The sequence below is a fragment of the Rhizobium sp. GCM10022189 genome (genome assembly GCF_042656325.1).
GTDB lineage: Bacteria > Pseudomonadota > Alphaproteobacteria > Rhizobiales > Rhizobiaceae > Rhizobium.
In genome coordinates, this window is sequence record NZ_JBHSOR010000030.1 from 39,396 (window position 1) to 40,501 (window position 1,106).

The window sequence follows — 1,106 nt, forward strand, 5'->3', positions numbered from 1 at the left end:
GGCCCATCAGGATGATCCCGATCAGGAGACGAACAATGCGCATCGATGGAAGCACTCCGAGCTACTCCGCCTTCTCGACCCAGAAGAAGAGCGCCGCCGCCGGCTCGGCCTTTGCCGCAAGCCTCGACGATTTCGACCAGCCGGTCGGCGAGGATACGTCGGGTGACGAAGAAGGCGGCTCCTACGATTTCAGCCACATGACGCCGGCCGAAATGCGCGATCTTTCCACCGACCTCTACGATTCCGGCGACCTCGACCTTGCCCAGGTCCTGCAGTTGCAGCTTTCCGGCCGCCCCTTCGGCAAGATCGCCGCCGACGGCACGCTGCTGCCGCTTTCCGAGGCCGAAAGCTCGGCCTATGACAGCACCTCGCAGGACTTCATCGGCATTGCCAGCAACGCGATGGACGAAATCGAATCCCAGGGCCGCGCCGCCGACCCGGCCTCGGGTTATCAGAGCTGGCAGGGCATTCTGTCGGTGCTGAACAGCCTGCAGGTCAACGGCGGGGTCGAGGACGAGGCCTGACTGGACAGGCCTTTTTGATGTGATTTGAGAGGGTTGGCACGCCGCTCCCTTCCACCTTGCGCTCCTTTTGCGGGCGAACGAGCCACCCCAATCTCCCTCCTGTGCCTGTCATAGGAATCCAGCAGCCGCGTGTCCACGCGGTGCAAGACTCTTCCTTGAACGCAGCGCTAATAAGCCGACTACAGGCGATCCCGATCAGGGAGTCCTTTCAGCTTGCAGACGCAAGCTGGCTGGCAACTGTATTCTCAGGTGGGGTTGAGCATGGTCTTGTCCCTGAGCAAAGCGTTGGCTGTGACGAGGATTTTGCGGGCGATGGCGATGGGCATGACCTTTGCCGCCATGCCCGACGCCGGCTTTGGGCGGCGACGCTCCCCTCCCCACCTCATCCCTGTGCTTGTCACAGGGATCCAGCCTGCCCAAGTCCTTGGGCAGGAGAGACTCATTTGCTTGCGGCATATGGGAGTCATTCACCGCGCGGACGCGCGGTGGCTGGATTCCTGTGACAGGCACAGGAATGAGCGACTATCTGATGTGTCAAGTTGCATATTGGAATTCCTTTCGCGCATCTCGTGCTTTTGCGTT

At 61.1% G+C, this 1,106-nt stretch carries 1 protein-coding gene; it reads left to right on the forward strand.

Annotated elements, in window-relative coordinates:
- The first annotated feature begins 35 nt into the window (after positions 1-35).
- Positions 36-524, forward strand: a complete 489-nt coding sequence (locus ACFPWW_RS13180) for a hypothetical protein (protein WP_377311990.1) — start codon at positions 36-38, stop codon at positions 522-524.
- The last annotated feature ends 582 nt before the right edge of the window (positions 525-1,106 follow it).